Source organism: Arthrobacter horti (assembly GCF_030731045.1).
GTDB lineage: Bacteria > Actinomycetota > Actinomycetes > Actinomycetales > Micrococcaceae > Arthrobacter_E > Arthrobacter_E nanjingensis.
This window is the reverse complement of sequence record NZ_JAVALS010000011.1, coordinates 17,283-32,197: the sequence shown is the minus strand read 5'-3', so window position 1 is coordinate 32,197 and position 14,915 is coordinate 17,283. Positions and strand designations below refer to the sequence as shown.

Below are 14,915 nucleotides of genomic sequence, written 5' to 3'. Positions count from 1 at the left end.
CGAAAACCAGGGATTCCGGCACCTTATGGAGCAGTCGATGAAAGCGAGGGTCAGGCGTACTGGCCCACCAGGCGGACGGCGCCGCCGTCCACGCCCTTGGCGCCCTGGACGTAGTCCACGGTGCCGGTGAAGGCGCCGCTGTCCTCGGCCACGGTGCCCATGACCCACGACGGCAGGCCGCGCTCGTTCAGACGTGCGACGGCGGCGTCGGCGGCTTCGGGGGAGGCGATCGCCACCATGCCCACGCCGAGGTTCAGCGTGCGCTCCAGGTCCGGCAGCGGGACATTGCCCAGCTCGGAGACCAGCTTGAAGATGGCCGGCAGCTCCCAGGTGTTGCGGTCCACGGTGGCCAGCAGGCCCTGCGGCAGCACGCGGGCCAGGTTGGCGGCCAGGCCGCCACCGGTCACGTGGCTGAAACCGTGGATGGCGGCGGAGGAGTTCACCGGGAAGGCGCGGGCCAGGTCCAGGCAGTCCGCGGCGTACACGCGGGTGGGTTCCAGGAGCTCCTCGCCCAGCGTGCGGCCCAGCTCGGAGACCTGACGGTCCAGCTCCCAGCCGGCGTGGTTGATGACGCGGCGGACCAAGGAGTAGCCGTTGGAGTGCAGGCCGGAGGAGGCCATGCCGATCACCACATCGCCCGCCTTGACCCGGTCCGGGCCCAGCAGCGCGTCAGCCTCGACCACACCGGTGGCCGCGCCCGCGACGTCGTACTCATGCTCACCCAGCAGGCCAGGGTGCTCGGCCGTCTCGCCGCCCACCAGGGCGGTCCCGGCCACGGAGCAGGCGGCCGCGATGCCGCGGACGATGTCCGCGATGCGCTCCGGGACCACCTTGCCGCAGGCAATGTAGTCGGTCATGTAGAGCGGCTCGGCGCCCACCACCACGATGTCGTCCACCACCATGCCCACCAGGTCGAAGCCGATGGTGTCGTGGATGTCCATGGCCTGCGCGATCGCGACCTTGGTGCCCACGCCGTCCGTGGAGGTGGCCAGGAGCGGCTTCTTGTAGCTGACCAGGCGGGAGACGTCGAAGAGGCCGGCGAAACCACCCACGCCGCCCAGCACGGAGGAGTTGTGGGTGGCCTTGACGGCGTCCTTCATCAGTTCGACGGCGCGGTCGCCGGCTTCCACATCGACACCGGCCGAGGCGTAGGTGATGCCGTTCTCTGCGGGGGAGGAGCTCATGGTCTGGTTCTCTTTCAGGCTCTGGGCTGGTTCTCGGTCAGGCGCAAGGCTGTGGCCCGGGTGGGGTGCTCAGGACGCGGGGTGCTTGTCTTCTTCGGTCAGGAAGTTCTCGAACTCGGAGTCCGGGCCCGGGTCGCAGCCGGTCGCACCGGCCACGACGTCGCCGGAGGCCGTCACGCGGGCGTCCTCCGCCGGGGAGGGCAGCTCGACGGCGGGCCGGGCGGTGCCGGAAGCCGAGGCGTCGCCGTCGCGCTCCAGCACGTTCTTGCCCAGCAGCTCCGGATCCGGCAGTGCGATCGGGTACTTGCCCGTGAAGCAGGCGGTGCAGAGGCGCTCGCGCGGCTGGTGCGTCGCGGCGATCATGCCGTCCTCGGAGATGTACCCCAGGGAGTCGGCGCCGATGGCCTTGGCGATCTCCTCGATGGAGGCGCCGGAGGCGATGAGCTCGGCGCGGGAGGCGAAGTCGATGCCGTAGAAGCACGGCCACTGCACGGGCGGGGAGGAGATCTTGACGTGGACCTCCTTGGCGCCGGCCTCCCGCAGCATGCGGACGATGGCGCGCTGGGTGTTGCCGCGGACGATCGAGTCGTCCACCACCACCACGCGCTTGCCGCGGATCACGGAATCCAGGGCGTTCAGCTTCAGGCGGATGCCCAGCTGGCGCAGCGTCTGGGACGGCTGGATGAAGGTGCGGCCGACGTAGGAGTTCTTGACGAAGCCGTGCGCGAACGGGATGCCGGATTCTTCGGCGTAGCCGACGGCGGCGGGAGTGCCGGACTCCGGCACGGGGATCACGATGTCCGCCTCATGCATGTTCTCGCGGGCCAGCTGGCGGCCCATCTCCACGCGGGCCTCGTACACGGAGCGGCCGGCGATGGCGGCGTCCGGACGGGCCAGGTAGACGTACTCGAAGACGCAGCCGGCCGGGGTGGCCTTGGCGAAGCGCTGGGTGCGGACCCCGCTCTCATCGATGGCCAGGAACTCGCCCGGCTCGATCTCGCGGATGTAGCTGGCGCCCACGGTGGCCAGGGCGGACTGCTCGGAGGCCACCACCCAGCCACGCTCCAGGCGGCCGAGGACCAGCGGGCGGATGCCGTAGGTGTCGCGGGCGGCGTACAGGGTGCCCTCATCCATGAAGACGAAGCAGAAGCCACCCTTGATCTTGGGCAGCAGCTCCAGGGCGGTCTGCTCCAGGGTCTTGCCCTCATCGCCTTCCAGGAGCGCGGTGACCAGGGCGGTGTCCGAGGTGTTGCCCTGCTTCATCTCGCCGCTCAGGGCGCCGCCGGTGCGGTCCATGATCATCTGGCGCAGCTCGGCGGTGTTGGTCAGGTTGCCGTTGTGAGCCAGGGCCACGGTGCCGTTGGCGGTGGCGCCGAGCGTCGGCTGGGCGTTGGCCCAGTGGCTGGCACCCGTGGTGGAGTACCGGCAGTGACCCACGGCAAGGTGGCCCGTCAGGGTGTTCAGGGTGGTCTCGTCGAAGACCTGGGAGACCAGACCCATGTCCTTGTAGACGTTGATGCGCTGGCCGTCGCTCGTCGCGATGCCTGCGGATTCCTGACCACGGTGCTGCAGTGCGTACAGTCCGTAGTAGGTGAGCTTTGCTACTTCTTCACCGGGTGCCCAGACGCCGAAGACGCCACAGGCGTCCTGAGGGCCCTTTTCACCGGGGAGAAGATCGTGTGAGAGTTTTCCGTCGCCGCGTGCCACTGGTCAATTATCGCATGCCGTGGGATACCCAGGACACTCGTCAGGGAGTACGACGACGGCCGGACGCCATGGGCGTCCGGCCTGCGGATCCGTCGTATGAAGTCTTCTCGTGCGGGAGTCCGGGGGACTCAGTCCTCGCGCTCTTCGGCGGCAGCGGTGCGCTCCTCTTCGGCGCGGTTCTCCTCGCTGCTGAGTGCGCGGACCGTGGCGACGCGGCTGTTGCGGCGCCCCACGCGGTCCAGGACCAGGGCCACCACGGCGCCCAGGGCTACGCCGAGTCCGGCATACAGGACGGCCAGGAAGCCGAACACCGTGCTGGGGTCATAGGAGCGGGCCGGGTTGCTCACGGACTGCACCGTGGGGAAGCCGAATGCGGAGATCGCGGCGACCACCAGGCCGATGAGTCCACCGGCCACCAGGAACGGCACGTACTTGGGTGCCGTGCGAACGGTGATCTGACGCTCTTCGAGGCTGGCGTCGGCGTGAGTGGCGCGGTCCTGCTGCATGGATCAAGGGTATCCCGGATCACTGGATGTTCCCTGCGAGCTCCCTCCGGATCCCCGCAGTCCCGTGACGCACCCTGTAACCCACGCGCGAGGTAGCAGATCACGCCCCTAAAACCGAGTTTTAGGGGCGTGATCTGCTACCTCGCGTGGCTGAAGGCCGGGCTTCAGGAGCCGCGGTAGGTGGAGAACGCGAACGGGCTCAGCAGGAGCGGCACGTGGTAGTGCTCGCCGGAGTCGGCCACGGAGAAGGTGAGGTCCACCTCCGGGAAGAAGGTGTCCTGGCCGCTGGCCGCGTAGTAGCCGCCGGTGGCGAAGGTCAGCTTGTAGGTGCCGCCGGCCACGGCCTCCGGGCCGAGGTTCTTGATGCGGCCATCCGCGTCGGTGACGCCGCGGGCGACTTCGCTCCACGCGCCGTCGTTGTTCACGGAGAGGACCACCGGGACGTCGGCGGCGGGGCGGCCCGAACCGGTGTCCAGGATGTGGGTGGTGATCTGGGAAACGCTCATGCCTGCACGGCTCCTTCCAGGCGGAGCACGGCGATCTGCCGCAGCTGGTCCGCCACGATGATGTCTTCTTCTTCAGGGGTGTTGCCCAGGCGCTCGTTCAGAGCGGCCAGGATGTCCTGGGCGCTGCGGCCGGCGGCACGGATCAGGAAGACCCGGCCGAACTTGGCGTCGTAGGCGGCGTTGCCGCTGGCCAGGGCATCCTGGACCTCGCGGTCGTTGGGGTCCACGGCGGACTGCTCATTGCGGGAGAGCGCGGCTTCCTTGCTGTCGCCCTTGGCCTTCTCGCCGATGCGCGGGTGGTGCGCCAGAGCGGACTCGAGCTCCTCGGCGCTGAACGGGTGCGCCACGGTGCCGGCGGTCTCGCTCAGATCGCCGGCGGAGCCGTAGGGACGCGCGTCCACCACGGCCTCGATCCAGCGCTGGATGTCCAGGGCCGGGCGGACGACGGCGATGGCGTCCTCCCGGGACAGGGCATTGAATTCCTCGAGGTTCATAAACACCTATTTCGCAATGCGGAAGTTGATTTTCGGTATGCGTAATTATTCAACGTGTTCAGGCGTGGAGGTGTCAAGCGTCACAGTCCGTTCCGGCCCCTCTTCTGACGCGAGACGTCACTTAATCGCAGTCGTATCCGATGCGACTGCGATCAACTGACGGTTCGCGAGAGCGATGGGGTTGCGGGACGCTTCAGCTGGCCGGCTCAACGGCGGTGAGCACCGTGAAGTGCCCGCCCACCGGATGGCTCCTGGCGCCGGGAGCCGCGCGGACGGCGTCGCCGGCGTCCGTCGACGTCGCGACGGCGACCACCGCCCGTCCGGCCTGGTTCACCATCGCGGCGGTGGGGCCCAGCTGCCGAAGCAGAGGCAGGACCATCAGCTCCAGCTTCTGTGCCGTGACGTCCATCCCGACGATTCCCGCGATGGCGCCGAGCCGGAACACCGGGTACGTGAAGGTGCAGACGTACTCGTCCGTGCAGAGCAGGTCGATGTACGGGCCGGTGACATGCGGTTTCCCTGTGGAGACGGGGACGCGGAACCACTCGGCGCGCATGTACCGGCTGACCGGCTGCGGGCTGAAGTTGGCCAGGGCGTCCACGCGTTCCATGTCGTCGCCCTGCCACCAGGCCATGTAACTGCGGTCCGGCGCCAGGAGTCCCAGAGTGGCGATGAATCCGGCCCCGGCGATGGGGGATCCGGGTTGCTGCAGGAGCGTCTCCACGGCCGGGCGGACGAACTTGTCCACGGAGGTGCTGGTCACGCGGGAGGTGCGGCCGAGCCAGTCCGTGGTCCGCTCGGCCCAGCCGGCCAGCTGTGCGGTGAGGCCGCTCAGCAGGGCGTCCAGCTGCCGCAAGGACTCGGGGGTGTCTTCGGCGGGTCCGGCCGCGGGGGAGGCCGGGGTGATGTCTGGAGTCAGGGGGGAGTCTGTGGCGTCAGTGCGGGTCATGAGCCGCCTCCTTGCGGCTGAGCGGCCCGGCGGAGAGTTCGTCGAGCAGCCATGAACTGGTGTTGTGGATGAGTTCGCGGACAAGGGCCTCGGAGGCCGGGGGGTCTTGCCGCTCGATTGCGGAGGCGAGCGCCTCGTGGAGCCGGCTCGCTTCCGCACGGAAAGCTTCGTCCCCGAACGGGAGAAGCGTCAAGGTGCCCAGTTCCGCCTGGATTCGCAGGAGTTCGCGGGCCAGTCGCGCCGAACGGGCCGCGGCGGCGACCTCCAGCATGAATTCGGAGTGGGTCATACGCCAGGCGAGAGGGTCCGTGACACCGCCGCCGGGGCCCTGTGCCAGTTCGTGAAGGGTCTCCAGATCATCCGGCGTCGCCCGCCGGGCGGCCAGCGCCGCGCACGCCGAGGCGATGGCCTGGTAGTGGAGGCTCAGGTCGGTGATCTGCAGGCGCGTGAGCGAGGCCAGTCGGCGTCGCGCCTTGTCGGGGGAGGGGAGCGCGTCGTCGGCGATGAAACTGCCGCCGCTGCGGCCGCGGACGGTGCGGATGAGGCCCTGGCCGCGCAGCTGGGAGAGCGCCTCGCGCGTGGTGACCGCGGAGACGCCCAGGGCGGAGGCGAGCTCCACCTCGTTGGGGAGCCGCTGCCCGGCGCTGAGCAGCCCGGTCTCGATGGCCAGCTCGATCCGGGAGCACACCTCGTCCACCAGCCCGCCCGACTTGATGGGCGTGAACAGGGCCGCCAGGCTGCGCGAGGCCCCGAGTGGCGAAAGCGACATTCCCAGCCCCCTCGTGCTGCGTTTTCCGTGGTCCGGTGTGGGTTGACGGACAGATGTGCCCGGTATCGGCCATGGTAGTCCGGCTTCAGAGTGGGGTCTATACATAAATCCTCTGAAGTAATAGTCTTTAGCGCAGAAGCTCGGATGTGAGCCGCATCACGCGGAGATCGTCCAGGACCACGGGCCCTCCCCAGGCCCCGGAACACGAGAAAAGGCACTGCGATGAGTGAAACGGCACAGAGCCCCACGGCGGCTCCCATCACGGCCCCGGCCGAGGTCCCCGCCATCCGCCTGCGGAAGCTGGTCAAGACCTTCGGCGACGTCAATGCCGTGGACGGCGTGGATCTGGACATCCGGCAGGGCGAGTTCTTCTCCATGCTGGGCCCGTCCGGCTCCGGCAAGACCACGGTCCTGCGGATGATCGCCGGCTTCGAGCTCCCGAGCTCCGGGACCATCGAACTGGACGGCGCGGACGTCAGCACCAAGGCCCCTTTCGAACGGGACGTCAACACCGTCTTCCAGGACTACGCGCTCTTCCCGCACATGTCCCTGATCGACAACGTCGCCTACGGCCTGAGGGTCCGCGGCATGGGCAAGAACGAGCGCCGGGAACGTGCCGCGCAGGCCCTGGAGCGTGTGCAGCTGGGCAAGTTCGTGGCCCGCCGCCCCGCGCAGCTCTCCGGCGGCCAGCGCCAGCGCGTCGCCCTGGCCCGCGCCCTGGTGGTGGAGCCCAAGGTCCTTCTCCTGGACGAACCCCTCGGCGCCCTGGACCTCAAGCTGCGCCAGCAGATGCAGATCGAACTCAAAGAACTGCAGCGCTCCCTGGGCATCACCTTCATCTTCGTCACGCACGACCAGGAGGAGGCCCTGACCATGAGCGACCGGATCGGCGTCTTCAGCAACGGCCGCATCGCCCAGACCGGCTCCGCCCACGAGATCTACCGCAGCCCGCAGACCGCGTTCGTGGCCAACTTCGTGGGCACCTCCAACATCCTCACCGCCGGCATCGGCGGGACCGCCTCCGGGCCGGGCGCGAGTTTCGTGGTGCGCCCCGAGCGCCTGCACCTGAACTGGGAGGCCACGGCGCACGACGCCGGCCACCTCACCCCGGGCGCCCGGGTCCTGGCCGGGCGGGTCACCTCCGCCGTCTACGTCGGCCACGCCACCCAGGTGCACGTGGAGCTCGACGCCGGCCCCACCGTCATCGCCCTCGTCCACGGGGACGTGCCGGACACGGACGCCCTGAAGGGGCACCGGGTCACCGTCGCCTGGGCCGAGCACGACGCCGTCTGGCTGCCCGACGCCGCCTGATCGCGACACCTCACCGCACTTCACCGACGCCGGCCGCGCGCCGTCGTCGTTCCCCCCGTCAAGAATTCACCGCACGATTCACCTCAGCAGCACCCAGTGAAAGGACACTCCAGTGGCACGCACCAGCATGCGCCTCAAGGCCGTGGGCCTCGCCGCGATCGCGGCTCTCGCCCTCACGGCCTGTGGCACCACCGGCGGAGGCGGCAGCGCCGCCCCGGCCCCCACCAAGACCGAGATCGGGCAGGGCGAAGGCCAGGTCTCCATCCTCGGCTGGCCCGGATACGTCGAAGACGGATCCAACGACCCCAAGGTCGACTGGGTCCACCCGTTCGAGCAGGAGACCGGCTGCAAGGTCAGTTTCAAGCCGTTCGGCACGTCGGACGAAGCCGTGACCCTCATGCGGACCGGCCAGTACGACGTCATCTCCGCCTCCGGCGACGCCTCCCTCCGCCTCGTGGCCGGCGGCGACGTCCAGGCCGTCAACACGAGCCTGCTCAAGAATTACGCGGACGTCTCCCCGTTCCTGAAGGACAAGGCCTGGAACACGGTGGACGGCAAGAACTACGGCATGCCACACGGCTGGGGCGCCAATGTCCTGATGTACCGCACGGACAAGGTCAGCCCGGCGCCGACGTCCTGGAAGTCCGTCTTCGAGGGCTCCTCCCAGTACGCCGGCAAGGTCACCGCCTACGACTCGCCCATCTACATCGCGGACGCTGCCATGTACCTCATGAAGCACCAGCCGGATCTGGGCATCAAGAACCCGTACGCGCTGGATGAGAAGCAGCTGGACGCGGCCAAGAACCTCCTCAAGGACCAGAAGAAGAACGTGGGCGAGTACTGGAACGACGTCACCAAGGAGGTGCAGTCCTTCGGCTCCGGCTCCACCGTGCTCGGCACCACCTGGCAGGTGGGCGCCAACATCGCCGAGGGCAACGGCACCAAGGTGGCCACCGTGCTGCCGGAGGAAGGCGCCACGGGCTGGTCCGACACCTGGATGATCGGCTCCAAGACCAAGAACCCCAACTGCTCCTACAAGTGGCTGGACTACATCGCGAGCCCCACGGCACAGGCCGCCGTGGCGGAGTACTTCGGCGAGGCCCCGGCCAACCCGAAGGCCTGTGACCTGACCTCGGACAAGAAGTTCTGCGACACCTACCACGTGAAGGACGCCGACTACGCCTCCAAGATCTGGTACTGGACCACCCCGGTGGAGAAGTGCCTGGACGGCCGTTCCGACGCCAAGTGCACCGACTACTCGGCCTGGACCAAGGCCTGGACGGAAATCAAGGGTTAGTCATGTCGATCCAGCTCAGCCAGCCCGGCGCCCCGGGCCCACTTCCAGGAGGCGGCCCCGCTCAGAGCGGCGCTCCGGCCCGGCACGGCGACGTGCCCCGCGCCCGGACCAGCGCGCTCTCGGGCTTCCTCTACCGGTCACCCCGGGCCCGCCTGGCGGGTCTGCTCACGGCGCCGGCCGGCTGGCTGGTCCTCGTCTACATCGCGGCCCTCGCGGCGCTGCTGATCACCGCGCTGTGGAGCGTGGACTCGTTCACGGGCAAGGTCTCCCAGGCGTGGACCTTGGACAACATCAAGCAGGCCGTGCTGGACCCGGTCTACCAGGGCATCGCGCTCCGCACCGTGTGGATCGCCGTGCTCGTGACGGTGATCGACGCCGTCGTGGCCATTCCGCTGGCGTTCTTCATCGCGAAGGTGGCCACGGCCCGCTGGCAGAGGCTCCTCCTGGCGGCCGTGCTCATGCCGCTCTGGGCCAGCTACCTGGTGAAGGCGTACGCGTGGCGGAACGTGCTGGCGGAGGGCGGGCTGCTCGAATGGCTCGGAGCGCCGCTGGGGCTCAACTCCCCGGGGTACTCCGAGACCGCCGTGGTCCTCACGCTGGCGTACATCTGGCTGCCGTACATGATCCTGCCCATCCACGCGGGGTTCGAGAAGGTGCCGGACAACCTCCTGGAGGCCTCCGGGGACCTGGGCGCCAAGCCCTGGGCGACGCTCCGGCTGGTGGTGATGCCCCTCCTGGTGCCGTCCGTGATCGCCGGGACCATCTTCACTTTCTCCCTGACGCTGGGCGACTACATCACGGCCCAGATCGTGGGCGGCAAGACGCAGATGCTCGGCACGGTGGTCTACAGCAATGTGGGCGCCGCGAACAATCTGCCGTTCGCCTCCGCGATCTCCCTGATCCCGATCGTGATCATCATGATCTACCTGCTGGTGGTGCGCCGGACCGGCGCCCTGGACGAACTGTAAGGAGGGCCCGCCATGAGGCTTTCACGAGGCGCCAAATGGGCCCTGGGTGTCATCACCGGGCTGGTCCTGTTCTTCATCTACGCGCCGCTGCTGCTGGTGGTGGTCAATTCCTTCAATGCGGACAAGACGTTCGGCTGGCCGCCCAAGGGCTTCACCCTGGAGTGGTGGACCCGGGCGTTTGAGAACGACGGCGTGCGCTCGGCTCTGGGTTCCTCCCTCTGGGTGGGTGCCGTGGCGACGCTGCTGGCGCTGGTGCTGGGGACGCTGCTCGCCTTGGCGCTGCAGCGGTACCGCTTCTTCGGCCGGGACGTGGTGAATCTGCTGGTCATCCTGCCGATCGCGCTGCCGGGCATCGTCACCGGCATCGCACTGAACAACATGTTCACCACCATCCTCGGGATCCCGCTGAGCATGTTCACCGTGGTGGTGGCGCACGCGACCTTCTGCATCGTGACCGTGTTCAACAATGTGATCGCCCGGCTGCGGCGCGTGAACCCGGGGCTTGAGGAGGCCTCCGCCGACCTCGGCGCCGGAGTGTTCACCACGTTCTGGCAGGTGACGTTCCCGCAGGTCCGCTCGGCCCTGCTGGCCGGTGGCCTGCTCGCTTTCGCCCTGAGTTTCGACGAGATCATCGTGACCACGTTCACGATCGGCGCCGGGGAGACCACCCTGCCGATCTGGATCCTGCAGAATCTGTTCCGCCCCAACCAGGCACCCGTGGTCAACGTGGTGGCCGTGGTCCTGATCGTGGTCTCGATCCTGCCGATCTGGCTGGCCCAGAAGCTCTCCTCCGACACCGTGGCGGCGAAGTAGGGGCTCCCCCTTCCCCCTCCTCCCCGCGAGAAGCCACGTGAGCACGGTGTTCCGTCCCGAGACCGTGCTCACGTGGCTTCTCGCGTGGGTGTGGGAGTGCTGAGCCTGTGGATAACCGTCCAGGCGACCTGAATCCCGGCCACTATGGAGCATGCTGCGTCAACCGCTTCCTCCCGTTCTAGCCGCCGGATCGTTCACCGTCACCGAGGGAAAGGTTCACGGTGTCAGCCGGGGCCGGGTACGGGCGAGTGATCTGAGGGTGGTTTCACGAGGCATTCGGATCCCGTTGGAGGCAGATCTGCGAGGGCCTGCGGCGTTGCGTGCCTACACGGCCGATGACCCCGGCGCAGCAATCATGGACCTGACCGCGGCCGGGGTCCACCACATGCCTTTGCCATCACGCCTGCGCGGGGACTGGCGTGTGTACCTGGGGCGAGCCAGGGGGCGGAATCGTGCTCGACGCAAGAACGTGGTCGGGCGGGTGGTGACGTTCAAAGAAGGCGAGGTGGTTCTGCTCGAGGGCCTCAGGATCACCAGCCCCGCGCGGACCTGGCTGGATCTCGCAGTGCGCCTGGACCTCACGGATCTGGTCGCGGCCGGGGATTTTCTCGTGTGCGAACACGGGCCTGAGGCGCCGGTTCCGAGGCGTGCGATCTGTTCGGTTGAAGAGCTGGACGCGGTGATCCGTAAGCACCCAGGCATGCGAGGGGTGAAGAACGCCCGAGCGGCTCTGGAACTCATCAGGGTCGGAGCGGATTCACCCCAGGAGTCCGCTTTGAGACTTGCGCTCTATGAGCACGGATTGCCGGAACCGGTGCTCAACCATATTCTCCGGACTCCGGACGGCAAAGCGGCGGTGTGGCCGGACCTGGCATATCGGAAACGACGGATCTCCATCCAGTACGACGGGGAACACCACGAAGGGTCCGACCAGTACCAAAAGGACATCCGGCGCCAGGCGCTCACCGAACAGCTCGGCTGGCGTGAAATCCGGATCAGCAAGGACGATCTCGTGGGGAACTTTCCCCACGCTGTGACTAAGATCCGCAGGATTCTCGAGCAATCCGGCTGGTCTCCCGCCACGCGAGAAGCCAGTTGAGCACGGTGCGGCGGCGGAACACCGCGCTCAGCTGGCTTCTCGCGGGGGGGGGGGTGGGGGGAGGAAGGGGGGCTCAGAGGCCTTCGTCCTCGGCGTACTCCTCGTCGGTCAGGATGCGGGAGCGGATCAGGAAGCGGACGCCGAGGGGTGCCTCGAGGGAGAAGCCGGCGCCACGGCCGGGGACCACGTCGATGGTCAGGTGCGTATGCTTCCAGTACTCGAACTGCGCGGCGGACATCCACACCGGCACGGCCCGCTCCAGCCCCACCGGCAGGTCACCGAGGTGCACGTCCGCGTCTCCCAGGAGGAACTCGCCGTCGGGATAGCACATGGGCGCGGAGCCGTCGCAGCAGCCCCCGGACTGGTGGAACATGAGCGGCCCGTTGTCCTCCGTGAGGCGGCGGATCAGCTCCGCCGCCTCCTCGGTGACCGCCACTCTGGCCATCAGAAGAATCCGAGGGCGTCGGGCGCGTAGGAGACCAGCAGGTTCTTGGTCTGCTGGTAGTGGTCCAGCATCATCTTGTGGTTCTCCCGGCCGATGCCGGACTGCTTGTACCCGCCGAACGCCGCCCCCGCAGGGTACGCGTGGTAGCAGTTGGTCCACACGCGGCCCGCCTGGATGGCCCGGCCGGCCCGGTACAGCTGCGCGTTGTCCCGGGACCAGACACCCGCGCCCAGGCCGTACAGGGTGTCGTTGGCGATCCCCAGCGCGTCGGCTTCATCGGAGAAGGAGGTCAGGGACACCACGGGCCCGAAGATCTCCTCCTGGAAGATCCGCATGGAGTTGTTCCCCTCGAAGATGGTCGGCTGCACGTAGTAGCCCTCCGCCAGATCGCCCTCCAGGACGTTGCGCTCGCCGCCCGTGAGGACCTTGGCGCCCTCCTGCTTGCCGATCTCCAAGTAGCTGAGGATCTTCTCCAGCTGGTCCCGGCTCGCCTGGGCGCCGATCATGGTGGCGTCGTCCAGCGGATTGCCCTGCACGATCTTCTCCGTGCGGACCACGGCGTCGGAGACGAAGCGCTCGTAGATGGATTCCTGCACCAGCGCGCGGCTGGGGCAGGTGCACACCTCGCCCTGATTGAGGGCGAACATCGCGAAGCCCTCCAGGGACTTGTCATAGAACGCATCGTCCTGGGCCGCCACGGATTCGAAGAAGATGTTGGGGCTCTTGCCGCCCAGCTCCAGCGTCACCGGGATGATGTTCTGGCTGGCGTACTGCATGATCAGCCGGCCCGTGGTGGTCTCCCCCGTGAACGCGATCTTGGCGATCCGGTTGGAGGAGGCGAGCGGCTTGCCGGCCTCCACGCCGAAGCCGTTGACCACGTTCAGCACGCCGGCGGGCAGCAGATCCGCGATCAATTCCACCACCTTGAGGATCGACCACGGGGTCTGCTCGGCCGGCTTGAGCACCACGCAGTTGCCCGCCGCCAGGGCCGGCGCCAGCTTCCAGGTGGCCATGAGGATGGGGAAGTTCCACGGGATGATCTGGCCGACCACGCCGAGCGGCTCGTGGAAGTGGTAGGCGACGGTGCTGTCATCCAGCTCGCTGATGCCGCCCTCCTGGGCGCGGATGGCGCCGGCGAAGTAGCGGAAATGGTCGACGGCGAGCGGCAGGTCCGCGGCAAGCGTCTCGCGGACGGGCTTGCCGTTCTCCCACGTCTCCGCGACGGCGAGCATGGGCAGGTTCTGCTCGATGCGGTCTGCGATGCGGTTCAGGATGTTCGCGCGCTCGGCGGGGGAGGTCCGGCCCCACGCGTCCTTGGCGGCATGGGCGGCGTCGAGCGCGGCCTCGATGTCCTCCCCGGTGCCGCGGGCGATCTCGGTGAAGGGCTTGCCGTTGACGGGCGAGATGTTCTCGAAGTACTGGCCCTTCACGGGGGCGACCCACTCGCCGCCGATGAAGTGCTCGTAGCGGGGCTGGACGGAGACGAGCGAGTCGGCCTGGCCGGGCGCTGCGTAGACGGTCATGATTGCTCCCTTGCATGAAATGGCGTCGACGGTGACGCAATTCACACGCTAGGTCCGGCGACGTTGCAGCGATGTTGCCTCCCAGCGGCCTCCTCGACGACGACGGCGGCGACCCGCCTCAGAGCCCCAGTTCGCGTTCCAGCCGAGCCAGCTGCCCTTCGGCCAGGGCACGCAGCGGGGCGCCGGGGGAGAGCAGGTCCCGCTGGCGCGACCAGAGCTCGTAGTCGTCGGAGCCCCAGGCCGAGCGGGTCCAGGCGGAGATCAGGTCCGGCTGCCCGGTGGCCAGCAGGGCGGCCCGTAGCTGATGGTTCAGGGCTTCCCTCAGCCGGACCACGCCGGGCGCCGTGGAACGCGGCAGCAGCGGCCCCCGGAAGATCCTCAGGGCACCCCCGACGTCGCCCGCGGCGAGCTTGGCCTCGACCGCCAGCCAGTCGCCGCCCACCTCCGCCTTGAGCCGGTACGGGCGGGACGCCAGGAAGTCCTCGCTGAGGAGGTTCCGCAGACGGTTCACCTCCGCGCGCAAGGTGGAGGAGCCGCCGTCGTACTCGTAGAGCAGCACGGCGAGCTCATCGCCGGAGAGCCCCTGTGGCGCGCTTGCGAGTAGTGCCAGCAGCTCGGAGTGCCGCGGCGAGAGGCGGAGGCGCGCACGGTGGCCCCGCGCGTCGTCGAGCAGGAGGAGAGCCTCGCCGCGGCCGAGGAGCTCGATGCGGAGCTGGGGACGAAGCACCGGCTCCGGCGCGACGGCGGTGCGCACCTCCCGTGCGAGCTCCGACTCGGCGAGGCGCACGGCCGCCCGGATGAGCGCCATGGTCTGCGGCACCACGATCGTGTCACCGCCCGTGACGTCCAGGACGCCGAGGAGGCGGGACGTGGTGGGGTCGTGGATGGGCGCGGCGGCGCAGCTCCAGCTCTGCACCGACTGCCGGAAGTGCTCGGCGCGCGTGATCATGGACGGGCCGTCGAGGCGGAGGGCCAGGCCGGGCGCGTTGGTGCCGGCGAGCCGCTCGTCCCAGTTGCTGCCCTCGACGAAGCCGATGCCCTCGGCCCGGCGGAGCGCCGAGGCGGAGCCGCACACCCAGAGGAGCTGTCCGGCCTCATCGGAGACCGCCATGACGGCGTCGCAGTCGCGCGCGGCCTGGCCCAGGACGTCGTCCAGCAGGGGGAAGACCTGGGCGAGCGGATGCGCCGCGCGGACGTCTTTCAGTTCCGCGTGGTCCAGGGTGATAGGGGCCGCCGCCTCCTCGGCGAGCACCCCCGCCGCGGCGGAGCGGTGCCAGGAGTCCGCGACCTCCGCGCGCATGCCGGTTCCCACCCCGCCAGTATGAACGCGAGAAGCCAGTTGAG

15 protein-coding genes are annotated in these 14,915 nt (G+C 68.6%); 5 read left to right on the top strand and 10 right to left on the bottom strand.

The features are described 5' to 3' along the window. Positions 1-50: 50 nt before the first annotated feature. From purM to Q9R02_RS13315, 7 genes are all read right to left on the bottom strand, one after another. The gene (purM, locus tag Q9R02_RS13345) at positions 51-1,184 is read right to left on the bottom strand and encodes a phosphoribosylformylglycinamidine cyclo-ligase (protein ID WP_305997194.1); all 1,134 of its coding nucleotides are present in this window, start codon (positions 1,182-1,184) and stop codon (positions 51-53) included. Positions 1,185-1,253: 69 nt separating this feature from the next. Continuing rightward, positions 1,254-2,891: an amidophosphoribosyltransferase gene (gene purF, locus Q9R02_RS13340; RefSeq protein ID WP_305997193.1), complete on the bottom strand. Its 1,638-nt coding sequence runs from the start codon at positions 2,889-2,891 to the stop codon at positions 1,254-1,256. Between the two features lie 128 nt (positions 2,892-3,019). Beyond that, positions 3,020-3,397 (bottom strand): ABC transporter permease family protein, encoded by a 378-nt coding sequence (locus Q9R02_RS13335; RefSeq protein ID WP_305997192.1) that lies wholly within the window; start codon positions 3,395-3,397, stop codon positions 3,020-3,022. 164 nt (positions 3,398-3,561) lie between these two features. Then, on the bottom strand, positions 3,562-3,903 hold the full coding sequence (gene uraH / locus Q9R02_RS13330; RefSeq protein WP_305997191.1) for a hydroxyisourate hydrolase: 342 nt from the start codon (positions 3,901-3,903) through the stop codon (positions 3,562-3,564). Continuing rightward, on the bottom strand, positions 3,900-4,397 hold the full coding sequence (gene uraD / locus Q9R02_RS13325) for a 2-oxo-4-hydroxy-4-carboxy-5-ureidoimidazoline decarboxylase (protein ID WP_305997190.1): 498 nt from the start codon (positions 4,395-4,397) through the stop codon (positions 3,900-3,902). Before uraD ends, uraH begins: the two co-directional genes overlap by 4 nt. Before the next feature lie 193 nt (positions 4,398-4,590). Next, positions 4,591-5,346 (bottom strand): cache domain-containing protein, encoded by a 756-nt coding sequence (locus Q9R02_RS13320; protein ID WP_305997189.1) that lies wholly within the window; start codon positions 5,344-5,346, stop codon positions 4,591-4,593. Beyond that, positions 5,333-6,115, bottom strand: a complete 783-nt coding sequence (locus Q9R02_RS13315) for a FadR/GntR family transcriptional regulator (protein ID WP_305997188.1) — start codon at positions 6,113-6,115, stop codon at positions 5,333-5,335. Before Q9R02_RS13315 ends, Q9R02_RS13320 begins: the two co-directional genes overlap by 14 nt. A gap of 222 nt (positions 6,116-6,337) precedes the next feature. On the opposite strand from Q9R02_RS13315, the gene Q9R02_RS13310 reads away from it, so the two are divergent. The 5 genes from Q9R02_RS13310 to Q9R02_RS13290 all read left to right on the top strand — a co-directional run bounded on the left by Q9R02_RS13310 (position 6,338) and on the right by Q9R02_RS13290 (position 11,603). Further along, positions 6,338-7,426: an ABC transporter ATP-binding protein gene (locus Q9R02_RS13310; RefSeq protein ID WP_305997187.1), complete on the top strand. Its 1,089-nt coding sequence runs from the start codon at positions 6,338-6,340 to the stop codon at positions 7,424-7,426. A 112-nt stretch (positions 7,427-7,538) separates the two neighbouring features. Then, entirely contained in the window at positions 7,539-8,723 is a 1,185-nt protein-coding gene (locus Q9R02_RS13305; RefSeq protein WP_305997186.1) for an ABC transporter substrate-binding protein, read from the top strand. Between the two features lie 2 nt (positions 8,724-8,725). Continuing rightward, the gene (locus tag Q9R02_RS13300; RefSeq protein ID WP_305997185.1) at positions 8,726-9,691 is read left to right on the top strand and encodes an ABC transporter permease; all 966 of its coding nucleotides are present in this window, start codon (positions 8,726-8,728) and stop codon (positions 9,689-9,691) included. Positions 9,692-9,703: 12 nt separating this feature from the next. Further along, entirely contained in the window at positions 9,704-10,504 is an 801-nt protein-coding gene (locus Q9R02_RS13295) for an ABC transporter permease (protein WP_305997184.1), read from the top strand. Between the two features lie 355 nt (positions 10,505-10,859). Beyond that, a complete protein-coding gene (locus tag Q9R02_RS13290; protein WP_305997183.1) occupies positions 10,860-11,603 on the top strand; it encodes an endonuclease domain-containing protein in 744 nt (247 codons plus the stop codon). A 73-nt stretch (positions 11,604-11,676) separates the two neighbouring features. On the opposite strand, the gene Q9R02_RS13285 is transcribed toward Q9R02_RS13290, so the two are convergent. From Q9R02_RS13285 to Q9R02_RS13275, 3 genes are all read right to left on the bottom strand, one after another. Further along, complete coding sequence (locus tag Q9R02_RS13285) at positions 11,677-12,048, bottom strand: DUF779 domain-containing protein (RefSeq protein WP_305997182.1); 372 nt, start codon at positions 12,046-12,048, stop codon at positions 11,677-11,679. Next, positions 12,048-13,571 carry an acetaldehyde dehydrogenase ExaC gene (gene exaC, locus Q9R02_RS13280; RefSeq protein ID WP_305997181.1) on the bottom strand — a complete coding sequence of 508 codons (1,524 nt, stop codon included), beginning with the start codon at positions 13,569-13,571 and terminating at the stop codon, positions 12,048-12,050. Before exaC ends, Q9R02_RS13285 begins: the two co-directional genes overlap by 1 nt. Before the next feature lie 118 nt (positions 13,572-13,689). Continuing rightward, entirely contained in the window at positions 13,690-14,883 is a 1,194-nt protein-coding gene (locus tag Q9R02_RS13275) for a GAF domain-containing protein (protein ID WP_305997180.1), read from the bottom strand. Between the last annotated feature and the right edge of the window lie 32 nt (positions 14,884-14,915).